At 45.9% G+C, this 19673-nt stretch carries 17 protein-coding genes and 2 pseudogenes; 5 read left to right on the top strand and 14 right to left on the bottom strand.

Going from position 1 to position 19673, the window contains the following annotated elements; genetic code table 11:
• Both L5M10_RS20800 and L5M10_RS20795 read right to left on the bottom strand, forming a co-directional pair.
• A pseudogene (locus tag L5M10_RS20800) lies at positions 1 to 140 on the bottom strand (IS4 family transposase); the annotation flags it as partial.
• A 522-nt stretch (positions 141 to 662) separates the two neighbouring features.
• Positions 663 to 1733 carry a glycosyltransferase gene (locus L5M10_RS20795; protein WP_263162645.1) on the bottom strand — a complete coding sequence of 357 codons (1071 nt, stop codon included), beginning with the start codon at positions 1731 to 1733 and terminating at the stop codon, positions 663 to 665.
• Positions 1734 to 2015: 282 nt separating this feature from the next.
• Between L5M10_RS20795 and coaD the strand changes: the two genes are divergently transcribed.
• Both coaD and L5M10_RS20785 read left to right on the top strand, forming a co-directional pair.
• Positions 2016 to 2507 carry a pantetheine-phosphate adenylyltransferase gene (coaD, locus tag L5M10_RS20790; protein ID WP_105250747.1) on the top strand — a complete coding sequence of 164 codons (492 nt, stop codon included), beginning with the start codon at positions 2016 to 2018 and terminating at the stop codon, positions 2505 to 2507.
• A gap of 90 nt (positions 2508 to 2597) precedes the next feature.
• A complete protein-coding gene (locus L5M10_RS20785) occupies positions 2598 to 4073 on the top strand; it encodes a capsule assembly Wzi family protein (protein ID WP_263162642.1) in 1476 nt (491 codons plus the stop codon).
• A 72-nt stretch (positions 4074 to 4145) separates the two neighbouring features.
• On the opposite strand, the gene mutM is transcribed toward L5M10_RS20785, so the two are convergent.
• The 8 genes from mutM to L5M10_RS20745 all read right to left on the bottom strand — a co-directional run bounded on the left by mutM (position 4146) and on the right by L5M10_RS20745 (position 11208).
• Entirely contained in the window at positions 4146 to 4961 is an 816-nt protein-coding gene (gene mutM, locus L5M10_RS20780; protein WP_263167915.1) for a bifunctional DNA-formamidopyrimidine glycosylase/DNA-(apurinic or apyrimidinic site) lyase, read from the bottom strand.
• 36 nt (positions 4962 to 4997) lie between these two features.
• Positions 4998 to 5453 carry a hypothetical protein gene (locus L5M10_RS20775; protein ID WP_263198471.1) on the bottom strand — a complete coding sequence of 152 codons (456 nt, stop codon included), beginning with the start codon at positions 5451 to 5453 and terminating at the stop codon, positions 4998 to 5000.
• Positions 5454 to 5543: 90 nt separating this feature from the next.
• On the bottom strand, positions 5544 to 6527 hold the full coding sequence (gene moaA, locus L5M10_RS20770) for a GTP 3',8-cyclase MoaA (protein ID WP_131524425.1): 984 nt from the start codon (positions 6525 to 6527) through the stop codon (positions 5544 to 5546).
• Positions 6528 to 6543: 16 nt separating this feature from the next.
• Positions 6544 to 8355 (bottom strand): bifunctional molybdopterin-guanine dinucleotide biosynthesis adaptor protein MobB/molybdopterin molybdotransferase MoeA, encoded by a 1812-nt coding sequence (locus tag L5M10_RS20765; protein ID WP_263198469.1) that lies wholly within the window; start codon positions 8353 to 8355, stop codon positions 6544 to 6546.
• A 36-nt stretch (positions 8356 to 8391) separates the two neighbouring features.
• Positions 8392 to 8982 carry a molybdenum cofactor guanylyltransferase MobA gene (gene mobA / locus L5M10_RS20760; protein WP_113940167.1) on the bottom strand — a complete coding sequence of 197 codons (591 nt, stop codon included), beginning with the start codon at positions 8980 to 8982 and terminating at the stop codon, positions 8392 to 8394.
• Positions 8966 to 9676 (bottom strand): energy-coupling factor ABC transporter ATP-binding protein, encoded by a 711-nt coding sequence (locus L5M10_RS20755; RefSeq protein ID WP_263198467.1) that lies wholly within the window; start codon positions 9674 to 9676, stop codon positions 8966 to 8968. The genes mobA and L5M10_RS20755 overlap by 17 nt, the downstream gene beginning before the upstream one ends.
• A gap of 3 nt (positions 9677 to 9679) precedes the next feature.
• Positions 9680 to 10387: an ABC transporter permease gene (locus tag L5M10_RS20750; protein WP_168826136.1), complete on the bottom strand. Its 708-nt coding sequence runs from the start codon at positions 10385 to 10387 to the stop codon at positions 9680 to 9682.
• A complete protein-coding gene (locus L5M10_RS20745) occupies positions 10384 to 11208 on the bottom strand; it encodes a substrate-binding domain-containing protein (protein ID WP_212599451.1) in 825 nt (274 codons plus the stop codon). Before L5M10_RS20745 ends, L5M10_RS20750 begins: the two co-directional genes overlap by 4 nt.
• 284 nt (positions 11209 to 11492) lie before the next feature.
• Between L5M10_RS20745 and L5M10_RS20740 the strand changes: the two genes are divergently transcribed.
• Both L5M10_RS20740 and L5M10_RS20735 read left to right on the top strand, forming a co-directional pair.
• Positions 11493 to 12875 carry a sigma-54-dependent transcriptional regulator gene (locus tag L5M10_RS20740; RefSeq protein ID WP_105250738.1) on the top strand — a complete coding sequence of 461 codons (1383 nt, stop codon included), beginning with the start codon at positions 11493 to 11495 and terminating at the stop codon, positions 12873 to 12875.
• A gap of 1 nt (position 12876) precedes the next feature.
• A complete protein-coding gene (locus tag L5M10_RS20735) occupies positions 12877 to 15030 on the top strand; it encodes a cache domain-containing protein (protein WP_105250737.1) in 2154 nt (717 codons plus the stop codon).
• Positions 15031 to 15369: 339 nt separating this feature from the next.
• Here L5M10_RS20735 and L5M10_RS20730 read toward each other — a convergent pair whose 3' ends face one another.
• Positions 15370 to 15828: a GNAT family N-acetyltransferase gene (locus L5M10_RS20730; protein ID WP_219251452.1), complete on the bottom strand. Its 459-nt coding sequence runs from the start codon at positions 15826 to 15828 to the stop codon at positions 15370 to 15372.
• A gap of 100 nt (positions 15829 to 15928) precedes the next feature.
• Complete coding sequence (locus L5M10_RS20725; protein ID WP_219251451.1) at positions 15929 to 16588, bottom strand: 7-cyano-7-deazaguanine/7-aminomethyl-7-deazaguanine transporter; 660 nt, start codon at positions 16586 to 16588, stop codon at positions 15929 to 15931.
• Between the two features lie 205 nt (positions 16589 to 16793).
• Between L5M10_RS20725 and L5M10_RS20720 the strand changes: the two genes are divergently transcribed.
• Complete coding sequence (locus tag L5M10_RS20720; protein ID WP_219251450.1) at positions 16794 to 17534, top strand: substrate-binding periplasmic protein; 741 nt, start codon at positions 16794 to 16796, stop codon at positions 17532 to 17534.
• 21 nt (positions 17535 to 17555) lie between these two features.
• On the opposite strand, the gene L5M10_RS20715 is transcribed toward L5M10_RS20720, so the two are convergent.
• A complete protein-coding gene (locus L5M10_RS20715) occupies positions 17556 to 18914 on the bottom strand; it encodes an isochorismate synthase MenF (protein ID WP_263198464.1) in 1359 nt (452 codons plus the stop codon).
• Between the two features lie 529 nt (positions 18915 to 19443).
• A pseudogene (locus tag L5M10_RS20710) lies at positions 19444 to 19673 on the bottom strand (IS4 family transposase); the annotation flags it as partial.

The following is a 19673-nucleotide window of genomic DNA, read 5'->3' as shown; positions in this document are numbered from 1 at the left end:
TTTCGACCTAACTCAGTCAAGGTCAGTGTCTTACATTCAATCAGTGCCTTAGAGGCCAGCATCAAGCTGTTTAATCGTTTTAGGTGAAGTTCTGGGCAGTATTGGTGTAAAGAATGTTGTAGGATATTGGCTTCGCGCATCTTGTTGTCCAAGTGTAGTTTTTAGCGAAACCATTTGATCATGCAACAAGATGCGCTTCCACCCTAATTTGATGATTTATTTGTAAATCATCAGGGGATTCTTCAGCACTGTGCCTGTACCACCAAAGTACTCATCAACTAATAAAGCCACTTTAAGCTTACTCATTACTACCCCAAAAAATCATTTATTGCTAATTCTACTTAGGCAGAATTATTTGATGGGAAGTATTTTGATATTTTTCAAATAGACTATCAATGAATTTATTTATTCATAAATACAGAATGGTTAACCTTATAATAAACTGTTTTATCGATGTTCAATAATAGTAATTATACAGGCTAAATGTATTGTATTTCTGTGTGTTATTACTCTTTGTTTGATGCATTTGTTAACGTCTTGTGTTTTTTAATCCAATTAAAACGAGCTTTCATACTGTATCAGAGTGTAACAGGTGTTGGAGGTTAAGTAGAAACTCTACTTATATTCAATAGAGTTTCTACTTTTTTACCGTATAAAGATATTTATTCGGCTAAGTTCAAATATTGCTTTGCAATATTTTGACTATCTACGGCTTTAAGAATAGCAAGGTCTTCAAGCGATGGAGGCGATGCCAGACATTCCAGAGCCTTTTGTGCCAACAATGCAGGTTGGCGAACGGGAACCAAATATTTAGCTAAATGTCCGGTAAGGATTTCATTCGGGCCGTGAGGGCAGTCAGTGCTTACGACGGGGGTGCCACAGGCCAATGACTCAATGACTACCGTTGGCAAGCCTTCAAAATCTGAGCTCAGTAGCATTAATTCTGCGTTGGCAATCCAAGCATAGGGATTATGTTGAAAACCGGGTGTGATAATTCGGTGCTCAACACCGTATTTTTTGGCTAATTTACGCGCTTTATTTGGTCGATTACAGAGAAGCACGAGTTTCGGTGCTGTCGGCATATCCCTCAATGCTTTGAAGAGAATGTCATGGCGCTTTTGACGAGTGACTCTACCCACATGGATCATATAAGGCTCATTGGGAATTTCGGCGATAACTTCTTGAGTCTTAATTTTTATTTCTTCTAAGCGAAAAGGGTTGTAGATGGTTTGCACGCTCTGGGGTTTTAACCAAGAAGTGGCTCTGAGTTCGTCGGCAATACCATTTGAGACTGTGATGATTTTTTTGCCGATCAGAGCCTTGGCTTTTTTCCATCTGCGCCAGAAGTGTACTGGACCGCGTTTTAACTCCATCAATAACTCTTGTTTTAACGCACAATGACAGAAGTAGTAGCAAGGATCGAAATGACAGCCGGAAACAACAACATCGCAGTCAGTTGAATTACTTAGAAAGAGTGAAAACTTGCCCGTTTTTTCGGCGGCGCTCACTTTAGCTTTGAGTTGTTGTATCTGCTCCTGTAGCGAAGGTTTTTGACCCGCTTCAAACAGATAATGAATGGTCACATTTTGCGGAGGTATAAAATCGCCTTCCCTGTGAAACACAAACAAATGTACATCTTGTCCTGCTTCCTGTAACACTTCTGCCTGCGACAAGGCGACTTTCACTGTGCCGTTGGAGAAAAAGTTATGGCAAAAAATCGCGATTTTCTTCATATATGCTCTTCTGCGTGTCTTCAAACGTCGTTTTTAAACCTAACACTGCTCAGTGTATATCGTTAAATAGGGGAGCAACATTGTATGTGGTCGGTTTTAATTTCGTGCAACATTATACCTGTTCGTGCCTTTACATGGGCTTAATCAATAGCGTTCTTGCTTATTTTTAAGTTTTTTATCGGTATTTAAAGTCGTTTTTGCTGCGATTATTCACTCGCTTGGCTAAAACGAGTAGACTTGCGAGCAATGATTTTTGGCATCCATGTGAGTTGAGTCAGCAAAGTGCATACAAGAGCAATTTACCCAGGGACATTTGATCCTATCACCAATGGTCATGCCGACTTGATTGAGCGTGCGGCTAAACTGTTTAAACATGTGGTGATTGGCATTGCGGCTAATCCTTCCAAGCAGCCTAGATTCACCCTTGAAGAGCGAGTTGAATTGGTCAATCGGGTGACTGCTCATTTGGATAATGTTGAGGTGGTGGGGTTTTCGGGGTTGCTAGTGGATTTTGCCAAGGAGCAAAAGGCCAGTGTACTTGTGCGTGGGTTACGCGCGGTATCCGACTTTGAATATGAATTCCAATTAGCAAATATGAATCGCAGATTGAGCCCTGATCTGGAAAGCGTATTTTTAACGCCTGCCGAGGAAAACTCATTTATCTCTTCAACCTTAGTTAAGGAAGTCGCTTTGCATGGTGGCGATGTGAGCCAGTTTGTTCACCCTGAAGTAACTGCTGCATTGGCGGCAAAGCTTAAGTTGGTTAAACCCTAGATTTTACCTGCGTACCTGATGGTTTTTACGTAGGCGTTTTGTGTTAACTTTGAGGCATTGTTGCCTTGTGATGATACTTAAAAGGATGTTATGAAGGCTTTTTTTCCCCCCACGATCCTTGCTACTAGCATTGCCTCTGGCCTGTTTTTTTCTTCAATGCTTGCTGCTGCACCTTGGGTCGATGCCTCTGATATTTATCTTAGAGCTGACATTCAAGCACTTGCTGATGCGGGTGTGATCACTGTGCCAGTGAATACTTATCCATTGATGTGGTCAGGCATTGGTGGTGATTTAGCGAAAATTGAGCCTGAGCTGCTTTCTCCCTCTTTAGTACAAGCCTTTGCACGGGTTAATTTTTATTATCAAAATGCTGTCGATAATCGTGGTAATGCACGGATAAAAGTATCGGCAGCATCTGATCCTGCTCGCTTTCAACATTATGGTTCTGACTATCGCGAGAAAGGTGAAGTGCTGGGCTCCTACGAGTATTTAGGATCGCGTGTTGCTTATAAGGCGACTGTGGCAGAAACCTATGATCCGCAAGATAATAAAAATTTCCGCCTTGATGAGTCTTATTTTGCCATCATTTTTGGTAATTGGATCGCAACCTTAGGCGCGGTTGAGCAGTGGTGGGGACCGGGGTTTGACTCGGCTCTACATCGTTCTAATAACGCCCGCCCTATGTCATCGTTAACCTTGAGCCGTAACAATGCCGCGGCCTTTGAAACACCTTGGTTATCTTGGATTGGTCCTTGGACCTTTAAAACCGGATTTAGCTTAACTGAAGTGGATCGTGCTGTGCCTAAGACGGCTGAGTGGGATATGCGCTTAAGTGCAAGACCGATTAAACAGTTAGAAGTGGGATTGTCTTGGTCGACCTTATTTTGTGGTGAGGGCCAAGATTGTAACTTTGACTCTTGGTGGGATTCGGTTGCGAGTAATGCTGTTTGTATCGATGGTACAAATGATTGTGCGCCGAATGAGCGCCGCGATGCAGGCCATAGAACTCAAAGTATTGATATGCGTTATGCCGATACTTTGCAGGATATCCCTGTTGGATTATATCTCGAACATAGTTGTGAAAATGGTAGTGACTGCGGCTCACTTTGGGGGATTGATACCCATTTTGGCACATCGGGTAAGCAGTTTAAGTTGTTCATGGAATATTCGGACACCTATGTAAAATGCGATGGTGATAGTGCCAATTGTTTCTATGAGGATCCTGTCTATCTGAGTGGTGCTCGCTACTATGGTCGTGCTTTGGGTTCTACCTATGATAGCGATGCACAAGTGTTCGTGGTTGGATTAGTTGGCCAGTTTAATAACAGCCGTGGTTTTACCTCGTTGCTGCGTTATGCGAAGCTGAATAAAGATGGCTCCAATGTGGCGAACACTTGGGCACCACAACCGCCAAAAGAAGATTTATTGATGCTGGAGCTTTCTTACCGTATGCCTGTGTGGAAAGGCATGTGGAGCTTAGGTGGAACAGTATCGAGATCGGAATTTGAAGTTCAAGAAAATGATACAAATGCCACGCTATTTAGCAGTTTTGAGTATCGTTTTTGACAGATATAATTGATTAAATAACGAAAAATGCCAAGCACTTGCTTGGCATTTTGGCTTATAAATAACGCAATATTAGCGTGTTTGGCAAATGCCACAAAAAACTGTGGTGCGCTGGCCTAAACGGATTTCACTCAGCAAGTTACCGCAGCTTGTGCAGGTTTCACCGCCGCGACCATAGACATGCAGTTTTTGGGCGAAGTAGCCCGGCTTGCCATCGGCATTGGTGAAGTCTTTCAGCGTGGTGCCACCCTGTTTAATGGCGTGGGCTAAGATTTGCTTCACTTCTGCAACTAAAACGGTCAAACGCTCGATATCGATTTTACCTGCTTCGGCCTCTGGGTGAATGCCCGCCGCAAACAGGGCTTCATTGGCGTAAATATTACCCACTCCCACCACTATATGATTATCCATCAGGCAGAGTTTGATGGCCTTTTTCTTGCCCGCTAAAGCTGCCGCTAATTGTGCGACATTAAAGGCATGGGTCAGTGGCTCTGGCCCCAGTTTGGCGAGTAATGGATGCGCTTCTTCTGGGAGTTCACACCATAGCCAAGCACCGAAACGTCTGGGATCGTTAAAACGTAAAATGCGGCCGTTGGCGAGCACTAAGTCGATATGGTCATGCTTTTCCACTGGCGTGTCGTGGGGCAAAATCCGTAAACTCCCTGACATACCCAAATGCACTATGCTGGTGCCCGCGTCGGTGTCGATTAATAGATACTTAGCACGGCGTCGCACTTGGCGTATGACTTGGCCGATAATCTGTTTGGCTATGTCAGGCACTGGCCAGCGCAACGAGCCATTGCGGATCACAAGATCAACTACGGTTTGCTCGACAAGGTAGGGGGCAATACCCTGACGGGTGACTTCAACTTCTGGTAATTCCGGCATGGATTCTTTCTTATCTTAAGTAAAATGGGGTGGCATTTAAGTTGCGGGTTTCGCATCGAGGATCGGTTGCAGTTTAGATCTTAAACTCGGTGGTACTAAATACCAATTACCTGCGGGAGACTTTAAGGCGCCTTCATTGGGAAAATAGATCCACAGTTGAGCATCGCGGATATCTGCAATCTGGATGACTAATTCTTGCGGATTATCTGTGGTTTCTGGCGCGGTGGTTAAGGGGGATACCCGTATGGTTTGCCACGCCTTTGCCCATTCATCACAGTTGAGGATTTTAGTGTCGCACTCCCATTGTGATGCTTGCTTGTGCAGCCATAACCCGTCGAGTTGCAGCTGTGAAAGCGGCGCATTATCGTCAAATAGCAGCTGAGCATCACTCGGAACATTATTGGTCTTGTTATCCATAAAAGTCAGCACGGCGACCATAAAGACGCAGGCGACAATAATGACGTTATTCCATTGCTTACGAGTTAAGGCCATAGAAATGTGTGACGCTAAGTATGGGGTGATGCTTCGAGTTTATCACGGCCAAATTGAGATGCTAGCCCTTAAGCGATGGAGTGGTGATGCTTAACCGCCAGTGGCATTCATAAAGCGTAGGATTTGTACCTGATTATTGCCAAAGTCGTGCTGCTTAGGCTTGAGATTAATTCCCGCGAGAATAGCGACTTTTAATCTTTCAATATCAGCCGGAAATTCCCGGACTATGCTTTTGAGATCAACGGCATGTTCATTGCCTAAACACAGCAGTAATTGGCCTTCGACTGTGACGCGCACGCGATTACATTCGTGGCAGAAGTTGTGGCTGTGGGGCGAGATAAAGCCGATATGGATTGGGCTGTCGGCCATAGTGTAATAACGTGCTGGGCCGCCGGTACGTTTGTTGGAAAGCTGTAGCGGATAGTGACTATTGATGATGGCTTTTACTTCATCGCTGCTGCAATGACGGGCGCGTTTCCGCTCATCCATTTCGCCAAGTGGCATTTCTTCGATAAAGGCGATGTCTAAGTTACGGCCACGGCAGAAATCAACTAAATCAATAACTTCATTATCGTTCTGCTGTTTTAAAATCACCGCATTAATCTTAATACGTTCAAATCCCGCCGCAATAGCCGCATCAATACCATCGATGACTCTGTCTAATTTGCCGTTACGCGTTAGCTGAGTAAACAGTGTGGGGTTTAAGGTATCTAGGCTGATATTGAGGCGCTTTAATCCTGCATCAAACATGGGTTTAGCGAATTTTGTCAGCCTTGAACCATTGGTGGTCATGGATAAATCCGTCAGCCCAGGCAGTTTGCCAAGCAGACCCACTAGCTGATCGCAATCGGTGCGAACTAAGGGCTCACCGCCGGTCAGGCGAATTTTAGTCACACCAAGCTCGGTAAAGGCTTGGGCAATCCAAGCTAATTCTTCGAGGTGGAGTACGTGGTCCTTTGGCAGAAAACAGGGATCTTCCGTCATGCAATAAACACAGCGAAAGTCGCAGCGGTCGGTGACCGAGAGCCGTAAATATTCGACCTTACGGCCAAAGGAATCCACAATTAGACTCATAAAAACTCACTGGATCCTAAAGCAGATCCGCAAAGGGTTGAATAAATACAGTTTCACCTGCATTCACGGCTTCTGCATCATCCCCTATGATGATGAGGCAATTCCCTTTAACCATTGAACTTAACATCCCAGAACCTTGGTTGCCCGTGCTACTAACGTGTAGGCGTCCATCTTTACCAAGCTGATAAATCCCGCGAATAAATTCGGTGCGGCCTTGGCGGCTTCGTAGAGTTTCATCACTTATTGCAGGGAATAGCTGCGCTTGCCAGTTCACTTCACCTGCTAATTTTCGTAAAGCGGGCTGCACAAATTGCAGGAAAGACACCATGACTGCGACTGGGTTGCCAGGTAGCCCGAAGAATAAGCTGTCATTCACTTTACCAAAGGCGAGTGGCCGACCCGGACGCATGCTAATCCGCCAGAAATCAATTTTTCCGAGGCGTGCAAGCACGGTTTTAATGTAGTCCGCATCGCCGACAGACACGCCACCCGAGCTAATGACGACATCAGCAAGGTTGGCGGCTTTAGCGAGAGTTGCTTCAAGGGCGGCTTCAGAATCTTCGATAATGCCTAAATCGATAACGTCACAACCGAGACGTTTTGCCATCGCTTTGATGGTAAAGCGGTTTGAGTCATAAATGCAGTTAGCTTTGAGCACTTCGCCGGGCTGGCTCACTTCATCGCCGGTAGAGAATACTGCAACAGTTGGGCGGCGATATACACTCACGTGATTGAGCCCGAGTGAGGCTAGTAAACCTTGTTCGGCGGCGCTTAGGCGAGTGGCTTTTGCAAGTGCGACTTGGCCTTGAGCAATATCTTCTCCAGCGAGGCGAACGTGTTGGCCAGAAAGAATGCGGCCTTCAAAGCTAACAATGCCATCGACTTCCTTGGCAAGCTCTCGGGGCTGCACTGTATCAGCACCTGCAGGCACTGTTGCGCCCGTCATGATACGCACGGTTTCGCCGACTTTAAGCGTGGCCGAATATTGATGACCGGCAAGAACCTCTCCCACCAATTTTAATGTGGTAGGCATTGGGTCTTGATAGACAAAGGCGTAGCCATCCATCGCCGAATTGGTTTGTTGTGGCACGTTGACGGGAGAAATGCTGTCGCTGGCTAGTACGCGGTTATCTAAGGCATCTAACTCAATGTCTTCAATCTCTGCCACAGGTGATACATGGGATAAAATCTGCGCTAAACCTTGGCTGACGGTAAGGTTTTTGTTGTTGCCTATGGCGCAGGTATCCACGGCCGAAATGGGGTATTGGAGTGGCGCTTCCCAGTTTTGGGCGTACTCCATCACAAAATCGGCAATCTGGCTGACATTGTTGAGATCGAGACGGCGCAGCTCATTCGGGAGTGCGTCGTTTGGCAACTGAGTGTCATCGCAACAGGCGATGGCGAGGATATTCTCATCTTGGGTGTAGATAAAAGGTTTGCCGTGGGCGGCGCGGTGCAATTCAATTTTAGGTAATGCGAGCTTTTTAAAGCCTTCGACGAGGACGATATCGACTTTGTCGGCTTCGATTTGCTTGAGTAAATGGACTAACTCAGGATCGCCATCGCGCGCATCTTCTGTCATCAGCGCCCAGCGTACATGGGAGGCGACCAGCATTTGTCGCGCACCCGCTTTACGCATTTCGTAACTGTCTTTGCCGGGAATATCTACGTCGAAATTATGGTGGGCATGTTTGATTACGGCTAAGCGCAGGCCACGTTGATTTAATTCGGGGATCAATTGCTTGAGTAAGGTGGTTTTCCCCGTGCCACTGTAGGCACAAAATCCGAGAACGGGAATAGCGAGCGGATTGACGAAGGGGTTACTCATTTGCACCTCTAATTTGGGTTATTGGAGCCTTTTTAGCTATTGGGTGATTTCTATCGCTAGTCGTTGTTTTTGTTCTGGCGTATTCACATTCACAAAAGCATTGGGCTGGTCGGCGAATGACGCTACGACGAAGTGATGTTTGATATACCAAAAGTCCACTTTACGCTCACCCGCCTCAAGAAACGCTTTCATCGAGTCACGTAAGCTAGGTTTTAAGAGTAAAACAACGGGTTGTTCATACTCACCGTCACTGGCAACAGCAATCTCGGCTTTTTCTGCTTCAATTGCTGCCAACATACGCGGAACAAGGTCGAGTGGCAGGAGTGGGCAGTCGCAGGGCACTACCAATAAGTAGTCTGCATCTGTTTGGCCCATAGCGGTGATCATACCCGCTAAAGGTCCGAGGAAACCACTATGCTCGTCACTTATCACCTTAAAACCGAACTCAGCATAACGTGTTTGGTTACGATTTGCGTTGATCAGGATCTCCTTAACCTGAGGTTTTATTCTATCTATTGTGTGCTTAATCATGGCTTCGCCGTTTAATTCGACGAGACCTTTATCGTCGCCACCCATGCGACGGGCCATACCACCGGCGAGAATAACGGCATCAATTTGCGATGACATACAAAGGCTCCTGTGCTGGCAAAGATTCAGGCTGTTGATAAGAGGTCATCACGCGCTCACTTTCTATGTGCCACTGTTGTTCGCAGATGGCGGTTAGCGCGCAATTCTGATGGCTACTCAGTAACATTCCTGTGCCTTCGTGTTTGAGTTGTTGGATCATTTTTAATACTAGCTCTTGGGAATCCTTGTCCATATTGGAGGTGGGTTCATCGAGCATTAATAGTTTAGGTTGTAGGATCCAAGCGCGCGCAATCGCGAGGCGCTGTCTTTCGCCACCAGAGAGATTACTGGCCCTTTCGTGCAGCAGCGACCCTAGCTGCGCCATCTCAATTGCTTGAGTAATCCGCTGTTTCGCCTTGGCTTTTGTTTCTGAGCTGAAATTCAGCCCATAGGTGAGATTATATTCTACTGTGCCGTCGAACAAATAAGGATGTTGGTGCAGATAAACAGCCTTACCTAACAATGGATTGCGTCGCCACCAAGCATTTTTGGCAAAACCGACAGCCTTAATATGGCCTTTGGTTGGTGGTATTAAGCCTGCCAGAATTTTCATCAAGGTTGATTTGCCTGTGCCATTGTCGCCTTGCAGATAAATCACATCTCCTTGGCAGAGCGATAATACGTCGGCTTTGAATAACAGGCGCGCACCAAAGGACATTTCTACGTCACGGGCGATCAGTTTGACCTTAGTCATTGCTTAATGGCTCCTTGGCATGGCTTTGCCGCGTAAACTACCTAAGGCAAAGTTGAGGATCAAGGCCAAGATTAGCAGCACTAGCCCGAGGGCGATAGCTTGGGCGAAGTCACCTTTGCTGGTTTCAAGTGCGATTGCGGTAGGAATATTACGGGTCACGTTTAAAATATTGCCGCCGACCATCATAGAGCAGCCGACTTCGGTCAGAATGCGACTAAACGCCGCGACAATCGCCAGCAGTAAGGGCATGCGCAGTTCTCGGCATACTGTCCACACTGCGCTGCACCAAGAGGCACCTAAGGTGCGTGAGGTTTCCCAAGCTCTGCGATCAACGCTAGTGAATGCGGCTTGGCTCATTGCAATTAGCACGGGGGCACAGATGAACATTTGCCCGAGAATCATGCCTTCTTGGGTAAATAACCATTTTAGATCGCCCATAGGACCGTTGCGCGTTAGCAGTAAATACACGAGTAGACCGATAACCACTGTCGGGATTGATTGCAGAGTTTGAACTAAGTTAGTGACTATCCATTTGCCGCGAAATGGCGCAAACGCCAACACAAAGCCGAGCACCATGGAAGGAACCAGCGTGATCAGCAGTGCCGCGAAAGAAACCGAAAACGAGATCGAAATGATGGACCAAACGTCAGGGTCTAAAGAAAACAGCAGGCTTAACGCCTGCTGTAATAGTGCTAGCCAGCCGTCGTTCATTCGCTATAAGTTGCCTTGAACAATTGCTCGCCTTCAACTTTGAAGCTGTTGATCATGCTTTGACCTTCTTTGCTGATCAACCAGTCGCTGAATGCTTTAGCGCCTTTGTGGTTCAGATCTGGGTATTTAGTAGGGTTGATGAGAATGACTTGGTATGGGTTGGCTAAGGTTTTACCACCATCGAAATCAACGGCAAGATCGAGCTTAGTTTTATAAGCCACGAAAGTACCACGGTCAGACAGAGTGTAACCTTGCATTTCGTTTGCCATCAGCAGGGTTTTACCCATGCCTTGACCGACTGAAGTATAACCTTTGAAGTTAGGAGTAACATTTGCCGCTTTCCATACTTCTAACTCTTTGATGTGAGTGCCTGAGTTGTCACCACGAGAGATAAAAGGTACGCCTGATTTTGCCATTTTAACGAAGGCTTCTTCGGCCGTTTTGCTGTCACGGATTTTTGCTGGGTCGTTTTTAGGGCCAAGTACTACGAAATCATTTTCCATAATGCCACGGGGCTCAACACCAAAACCATCGGCTACGAATTTGGCTTCGGCGCTAGGCGCGTGAGTCATGACTAAATCCACATCACCTTGCTCACCTAGTTTCAGGGCTTTACCTGTACCTGTGGCGATGACTTGAACCTTGTAGCCTGATTCACTTTCGAACTTAGGTAACAGTTCTTTCAATAGGCCTGAGTTTTCTGTGCTGGTGGTGGTGGCTAACTTGATAATTTCAGTCGAGTGAGCGGGTAAAACAGTGAACATACTGGCTGCAACAACCAGTCCCAGTAATGACTTCATATGAGATTTCATGTTTAGCATGGGTACTCCTTGGCGGAAAATAGGATTCCAACTCAAATGCCTACTGAGTGGAAGGTCTCGTAAATTGTAATACGTTCGGTTGAAAGCAAGTTAGATGCCAAGCTGAGAATGCGGTCATTTTCTTCACAGCTTAACCTAATTTGTGAGCTTGATCCCAAGCTTAACAAATACTCTACAGACAAATTGTCTCAGGACAAACTTCTGATGGTTCATAGTGACCTATTCATCTATTTTCAGTGCTAGAATTGGTCGCAAATGAGTCAAAATGTCCAGAAGCAGACAATATGAGCCAGATAGATAATAACCTCAAGCCTCTTCCATCGGCAGTATCGGTACTGATTGTTGATGATGAACCCGGAATGCGGAGTTTTTTAAATAAGGCACTCTCGAAGAAATTTGCCTTAGTCGAAACGGCGGGCAGTATCGAAGATGCGGAGCAGCTGCGTAGCCGTTGCCATTTCGATTTGCTTATCGTTGACATTCGTCTGCCTGGTCGTTCGGGTATCGAATGGCATGAAGCGTTGGATGAGCAGGGGCGTCGTTCGGACATCATATTTATGACTGGCTATGCTGACATGGAAGTCGCGATTACCGCGCTACGCGCGGGTGCGTCTGACTTCATCATGAAACCTTTCCATCTCGAACAGATGATGACTGCGGTCGATCGCTGTATCGAACGTCGCTTGCTTAAACGTGAAAACTTGATGCTGCGTCGTGAGGTTTCAATCGGTTATTCATCGACCATTATTGGCAGCAGTGAAGCCATGAAGTCGGTGAAACATATCATCGAACGTGTGGCGCCGACCAATGCCGTCGTCTTGATCCAAGGTGAGTCGGGCACGGGTAAGGAATTAGTCGCACGGCAATTGCATTTGCTTAGTGGACGTCAGGGACCTTTTGTCCCAGTTAACTGTGGCTCTATCGCCCCTGAACTGCTCGAAAGTGAATTGTTTGGCCATACCGCCGGTGCCTTTACGGGTGCGAAAGGCAATCGTGAAGGTTTATTCAGTTTTGCTTCTGGCGGGACGATTTTTCTCGATGAAATTGGCGAAATGCCACTAAAAATGCAAACGGCTTTACTTCGAGTGTTAGAGCAAAAAGCGATTCGTCCTGTGGGCAGCGAGAAAGAAGTTAACATTGATGTGCGAGTGATCGCGGCCACTAACCGTACTCTGATTGATGAAGTGGATGCTGGGAATTTCCGTCGAGACTTATATTATCGGCTGAATGTGCTCGATATTTTAATCCCGCCATTACGTGATAGACCCGAAGATGTAGTGGAGTTAACCCATCATTTCACTCGCCAACTTGCCGCTGAATTAGGGGTAAGAGAAGTCGTATGGAGCCATGAAGATATGGTGAAACTACAGCAACACGAGTGGCCTGGTAACATTCGTGAACTGCGCAACATGATTGAGCGTTGTATTTTGCTGGGCAAACCGCCAGCGGAATATTGGAAGCAACAGCTGAAGAGTGAGTCTTTATCCACATCGGGTTATCCATTGGATTGGCCATTGAAAGACGTGGAAAAACACCATGTGACCAGTGTTGTGGACTTACATTCTGGCAATAAGTCTGCCGCGGCGAGGGATTTAGGCGTATCGCGCAAGACCTTAGATCGCAAGTATAAAGAGTGGTTTGATTTTAGTGGCGAACAGGAGTCATAGGGTGTCATTCTTCACTCACTTTTTTGGTGTCAGTTGGCAGCAAATGCAGGCCAAGGTGCGCTATCGCATATTAATCCTGACGTTACTGCCCATTTTACTGACACTGGTGAGTTTAGTGTTTATCACTATTTACTGGAACATCAGTTACACAGGTAAGCAGCTGTTTATGAAGGTTAAAGCTGACTTATCTGTTGCCGAAAACACTTTGCAGCAAGTGCAAGTACGCCAAGAAAAACAACTTGAACGTGTGGTGACGTCTTGGACTTTTCAAAATGACTTTAGGCCACTTTTCAGTGGTAAAGAATTAAGTGGCGAAGTCAGCTACCGAGCCAGTATTGATGCTTTTCTCCTTGAACAGAAAAAACAGCTAAATCTCGATTATCTGCGTTTAGTCAGTGTTGCCGAAGCGGCCGCAGACCCAGATTTACGCCAAATCCTTCCTAAGTTAGATGGTTTATTACCTTACTCCGGCTTGATGGTGCTGCCGCCCGAGCGTTTAGCACGTATCGACCCCGAATTGGCTATCACTGCGAGCATTCCGATAGTTGCAACCTTGCGGGCGCAGAGCCCCGTTAAAACCGTTGAAGAACGTGGTTTATTGAGCCGTAGCCTATTGCCCGTCCCTGATATGGAAGGCAAAGTGGCTTGGTATCTCGATGGTGGGATCTTGTTTAATCGCGATACTCGAATTGTCGACCACATTCGTGATCTGGTATACGACAAAGGCACCTTGCCCGAGCGTTCCATCGGTACTGTGACCATCTTCTTAGATAACATCCGTATTTCCACCAACGTGCCGCTGCATTTTTATCCCACAGGCAATGAGACGCTGGGCCGCGCGCTTGGCAGTTTAGTATCGGAGGAAGTGAAAGACAAAGTGTTAACTCAAGGTGAGCAGTGGGTCGATCGCGCTTTCGTATTTAACGATTGGTTTATTTCCGCTTATGCCCCCTTAGAAGATGTTCGCGGCCAACGTGTCGGTATGATCTATACTGGCTTTTCTGAATCGCCATTTATCCATAATTATTTACTCAATATCATAGAGCTAGGCACGATTCTAATGTTAGTGCTGTTGGTCTCTGGCCTGCTGGTTTATCGCGGTGCTTATAGTTTATTGCAGCCCATTGAACGTATTCACCATGTTGTACAAGCAGTGCAGTCGGGGCGCAATATTCGTATCGGCGCCTTAGGATTAGATAGGGATAATGAGTTATCGAACTTAGCCGAGCAATTTGACAGTATGCTTGACTTGCTACAGCGTCGAAATGCCCAAATTCAAGCGGCTGCAGAACAGCTTGAAATGAAGGTTGAAGAGCGTACTCGCAGCCTGCAGGATAAAACCTTAGAGCTGCAACGTAACGTGGCATTACTAAACGAAACACGTCAACAGCTCGTCACTAACGAGAAGCTCACAGCTCTTGGCGAATTGACCGCAGGTATTGCCCATGAAATCAATAATCCGACGGCCGTAATTCTTGGCAATATGGAATTACTGCGCTACGAACTTGGTGATAATGCTGAAGTAGTAAAAGAAGAAATTGATCTAGTCATTCAACAGGTTGGGCGGATCAGCACTATCATCCGTAGCCTGTTGCAATACAGCCGACCTGGCGAATTCAACGCACCACTAGAAATGCATCCGATGACTCCCATTATCGAAGAAATGTTGGTGTTGGTGCGACATTCGATTCAAAAACAAGAAGTCGTGCTGATCACTGAGTTAAACGCCAGTTGTCCAGTACAGGTTAATCGTCCGCAGTTGTTGCAAGTCTTGATTAATCTTGTAGTGAATGCGGCGCATGCGATGGACGGTAAAGGACGTATTTGGGTGCGAACCTATGACTGGGTGCAGCAGGATATGCCGATTGGCGTCAAAATCGAAGTGGAAGATGAAGGCTCAGGGATAGCGCCAGAGCAGCTTGGACGGATTTTCGACCCTTTTTATACCACACGTAAGGATGGCACTGGTTTAGGTCTTTCGCTCAGTTACGGCATTATCAAGCGGATTGGTGGCACGATAGAAGTGAGTTCAACTTTGGGTAAAGGGTCTTTATTTACCATAGGTTTGTATCATGAAGCGAAGGAAGATCAGCAAAATAATCCCTACGATGGCTTACACTTTGCGGGCAACTACAGCGATATGTCTGCAGATTAGTCTTATCCCGTTAGATAGGCAGTGTGTTGTATTTGGCTGATTAAGTTTGAATTAAAATATGTCGAGCGATTGCTGGCTTTGTATTATGTGGCTTTGCATTACTGATTTTTAGGCAAAAAAAAAGCCGGATGATGAGTCCGGCCACAAAGAGTGTGTGTGAGCAATGTCGTGCTTGCAAACTCAGGAGCTCCATAACAACGTCGATTACCAGTCATCGTTGTTAAAGATGAGTTTTGGAACGCACGTTAACGATAATCATTCTCAATTGTGTTTGCAAGCTATTTATTGCAAAAAGTGCACATCTTTACAAATATCGTTTTGCCCTCATCCATTAACGGTTTAGATCGACTTGCACAGATACAGTTTATGATCGACTAAGCTTTTAGGATCGGCTGTTAGTTCAGTAATTAAATATTGATTACTGATCAATAAATTAAGCATCGCAGGAAAACGATTCATCGTTTTCACCTGAATATGATTATAGCCATGGCGGCGTGCCCAAGTTTCTTGATATTCGAGTAGACTCTGCGCTAAGCCTAAACGTCTAAAGTCGGATGCAACGCCACCTAACCAGCTATAAAATATAGCCTCTTCTTGCTCATAACCCAGTTTAAACCCTGCCAATTCACCTTCTACATATGCGACTAAGATCAAACATGTCTTGCCCTGTAAGCGCTGGTCCAACACTTCGTTTGTGAGTGGGTGATCGAGCTCTGGGATTTGTTGGCTAAGTTGGATAAGCTGAACGGCTAACTCGGGAGTCAAACTTGACTCTGCTTTAATTTCAATAGAATACATAGTTTACTCTCATAAAAAATAAGCCCCACTCGCGCGTTAACAGGAGCAGGGCTGAGCTATTAACTGGTTAAATTATAACAGGTCTGGCCAGTTGGGTTAATCAGGAAATTGATTCTTGCGGATTGGCTCGCAAAATCTTGTCCTGTAAGACTTTTAGCAAAACACCGTATGCCGGTAGGAAAAGGCCTAAGCTCACGATTAGCTTAAAGCCGTAATCGACTGTAGCGATTTCGGGCCAATTGGCTGCCATAAAGCTATCGGAAGAGGCGTAAAAGGCGATACTGAAAAAGACTAAAGTATCGACCAGATTTCCGACTAAGGTTGAGGCGGCTGGGGCGACCCACCAAGAGCGACTGGCTCGAATACGGGCAAAAACCTTAATATCCATCAACTGACCAATCAAATAAGCCGCGAAGCTGGCAAAGGCAATTCGGAACACAAAGGTATTCCACTGTGCAAGTGAATCAGTACCTTGAAAGCTGCCTTGATGGAACATCACTCCCATCACGTAGGAAATCATCAAAGCGGGAATCATAGCTTTGAGTATGATGCTGCGTGCGGCTTGTTGGCCAAAAATACGGACAGTGAGATCTGTGGCTAAGTACACGAACGGAAAGCTGAATGCCCCCCAAGTTGTGTGGTAGCCAAACAGTTGAAATGGCAATTGTACTAAGTAGTTGCTGACGCAAATAATCAGTATGTGGAATCCTACTAATAGGAATAAAGCGCGGCGAAGCTGCGCTGTGGTTAACATTAACATATGTGGCCTTTTTAGTTGTGTAGGGCGGGGTGAGGGAACCCGCTAATATTCAATTTATTATGTTTACGACTTTATTGCCGATGACAGCGTGCTGAAATCGGGTCGCCATTATAGTGGTCGAGTTTTAAGATGCAAGTCTGCTGTTTAAATGTGCACATAGAATGAAAACTCTTCTACACTTTGAATACGTCGAAGGAGGATAGCCATGAGACGATTTTTTGCTACTTTTTGCTTATTTTTAGCTGTGTTACCTGTATCTGTTTCCGCCGCTCAGCCGATAGTGGTCAATGTCGCAACGTCAACTTGGGAGGGATTTGCCAATCGTGATAAAACGGGTTACTACTTCGAGTTACTTCAGCGGATTTTCCCTGAGCCAGAATGGCAACTCAATGTGCAGTTTATGCCTTTTGCCCGCAGTTTATATCTTGTTGAGCACAATCGTACCGATATCACGCTCAGCGTTTACAAGGGTGATATTAAAAAGGGGCTATTAACAGAGAATATGGTTGAAGTGGACTCTATCGATGTGGCTGTTACTGCCGAGGCAGCAGCAGGCTGGACCGGTATTGAAAGCCTATCCCACAAGAAGGTTCAGGCCATGCTGGCCTACAGATACAATATGCTGACACCTGTGCCTATGTATTACGAAGAAAGTAGCGATATGTTGACTATGCTCAATAGCTTAAATGCTGGACGTATAGATGCCGTGCTAGATTACAAACCTAATTTACTTACGTTTGTTCCTAAATTAAAGGCGCCACAAAATTTTGTGATTATTCAAGGTGTACTCAAGGCCGAAACCTATTTTGTTTTCGCTAACACCGAGAAAGGCCAGATGTTGAAACAACATTTTGACCTTGCACATAAGCGCTTAATCGATTCGGGTGAACAGGACAGGCTTTACCTTGAAACGATTGAAAAACGAAGGGCTGACGGCGCTGAATAGTCTTAATGTTTACTAGGCTTATTACATTTCGAATAAAATCGACATTATGGTTGCGAGTTTATTTTCAAGCTCTTGCCACTCAGCTTCGGGCTCAGAACCTGCAATAATTCCCGCCCCCGCAAATAGATTAATCCGACCGGGTTCGATCAGCGCACTGCGGATCGCTACCGAAAACTCACTCTCATATTTATTGAAATAGCCGCAGGCACCGGCGTACCAACCACGAATATAACCTTCACGTTGACGAATAAAGTTTAGCGCTGAATATCGCGGCAAGCCGCCAACTGCAGGAGTAGGATGCAGGGCTTGTAACAGTTGGAAATCATTCACGCCCGGTTTCAATTCGGCTCGAATTGCACGGTGTAAATGTTGAATATGGTTCAGCTTAAAAATAGTCGCTAATTCATCGGCGCCAACATAATTGCTCAGCGGCGTGAGCATATTCACTATGTGACTGCGAACAAGTTGGTTTTCAACGCTATTTTTGTTGTCTTCTAATAAAGCGTTCGCCAGCGCAATATCTTCTTCTCGATTGAGACCGCGTACCGTTGTACCAGCAAGTGCCTCGGTAAATAGCTCCTGCTGACGGCGGCGGAATAAACGCTCTGGTGAGCAAGAGATAAAAGTGCGATCTGGGCTAAATTGAAAGCCAAACTGGAAACTATTGGGATTACGGCCCTGCCAGCAAGCCAGCACCATCCAAGGATCGATAGGTTCGTTGACTTCAAGTTGTGTTAAGCGGGATAACACGACTTTTGGGGTATCTTGATTGAACTTAGGATCCACCACTTGCTCGACTAATGTCTTCCAACGTTCAAAATCAGGTTTGTCACTGCGCCCAAGTGGAACGATCTTTTTAGGTGGCGAGAGTGGCTTAGCAGGCATGACAGCTTCGATAGCGCCGATGGCCTTATCTATCTCGCTATGGTGATCATTATCAGCAAAATTAAGATTCACTAATAGGCTAAATTTGTTACCACTGCGTCTAAATTCAATGCGCGGCAGGATAAAGCGGCTATTACCGAACTCAGGCCAAGACTCTATAGTGCGATCGAAGGCAACACCGCCATAGTAGCGAATATTCTGATTCGTCGATAAGGCTCGCTGCTCTTGGTAGGCCATGGCCAGTTGCTGATCATTGATTCCGGTTTCAAATCTAAAGTCTTTGCACGCCCCTATCGCCGCGACTTCTTCGATTCTGTCGCGCCCATGCCAGTAGATCCTTGGGTATTGAGTCTGTGATGCCAGCCATGAAATTAAAGGCATAGCGACAGTGTTTAGTGACAACTGCACTATCGGTTCCGTCGGTGGAACTTGCTTTAATTGAATGAGTTTGTCGATGAGAGACTTAAGGTCTTCAGACAGGGCATGAACGGGCAAATAGAACTCCAAAGATAACGGATGAAGGCGAAAGCTGAAGGTCACTCTGTCAGCGTCAGTAAATTCGACTCAGGTTAATGTCCTCTTTTACAAGCCATTTACCTGTAGTGATTTTAGTCTGTAAATAAGAATCTTTCGCTCAAATTAAAGGCCACGGTCGAGTGTGTCAAGATGTAAGGCCCTATCGTGTGACTTTCGCCATAGTCTCATTTTACGCTGATAAAAAATGTGACTTGAGTGGGTCTTTTTGTCGGGCAAGTCACCCTCGGTGGACATTTTGTCTCTTAGTCGCTAAATGTACTTTCCCTTTGTCGTAATTAGTCGATCTAGGTTGGTTTTTAAACGTTTTTCGGTTGAGACAGAATAATCGCGGTCCACAATAGCTTGCACATCTTAAATTTTCTACGTGACAAGTTAGATGTCTATTAACGTATGACTCGCCGTGGGGAATGAAAGACGACTAGGGTGAAGCCTTGTCATAGGCTGTTCGTTAGATCTTTATAGGCAGATATAGCACTGAAGGATCCCCTCATAAATCAGCCATAGCATAGCCATATTTGAGCAACTGATTGGCGAATAATACCCAGGCCGCCAGCAATTCTTTCTCCGTGATTTGATAATCAGGCCGCCTGAGTACCTCCAATCCCAAGCGAATCGTTGAGAGTACCGTTCGATGCCCAATGGTATTGGCCTGAAAATGCTTATCCCAGCCCTGTTGCTGTGCGTGTAAACCAACTAGCCACAACAGGCATTGAACCA

The organism is Shewanella sp. SM32 (assembly GCF_025654235.1).
GTDB lineage: Bacteria > Pseudomonadota > Gammaproteobacteria > Enterobacterales > Shewanellaceae > Shewanella > Shewanella oncorhynchi.
Note: the sequence above shows the minus strand (reverse complement) of the source record. Positions and strands in the feature narration are given on the sequence as shown.